This is a genomic window from Telluria sp. Soil_C_11 (genome assembly GCF_057657395.1).
The window spans coordinates 1-443 of record NZ_JBDGIN010000062.1; the positions used below are offsets into that span (position 1 = coordinate 1).

Consider the following 443-nt stretch of genomic DNA (forward strand, 5'->3'; position numbering starts at 1 on the left):
CCCTTGCCGTCCGGTGCAGCACCGGATACCAGCGTGAAGACGTGGTCGTCATCCACATCGGTGTCGTTGGCCAGCACATTGATGGTCAATGCCTGGTTCTCGGTGCCGGACGCAGTATCGGCAACGGCGACTGGCGCGTCATTGGTACCGGTGACAGTCACCACGACCGTGCTGGTCGAAGTAGCGCCCTGGTCGTCCTTCATCGTGTAGCTCAGCGTCACCTGCTCGGTGGCGCCGGCCTTCAGGTGGTCGAAGTCCGAACCCGGGGTGAACACGAGTTGGTCGTTTTCGACGGTAACCGTGCCTTTGTTGGCTGGGGCAGCACCCGACACCAGCGTGAAGACGTGGTCGTCATCCACATCGGTATCGTTGGCCAGCACGTCGATGGTCAATGCCTGGTTCTCGGTGCCCGAAGCGGTATCGGCAACGGCGACCGGCGCATC

1 protein-coding gene is annotated in these 443 nt (G+C 62.3%); it reads right to left on the reverse strand.

The window, feature by feature from the left end:
- Positions 1 to 443, reverse strand: a 443-nt coding sequence (locus AC3A6M_RS24870) for an Ig-like domain-containing protein (RefSeq protein WP_487855361.1), incomplete at both ends; no start/stop codon positions are given.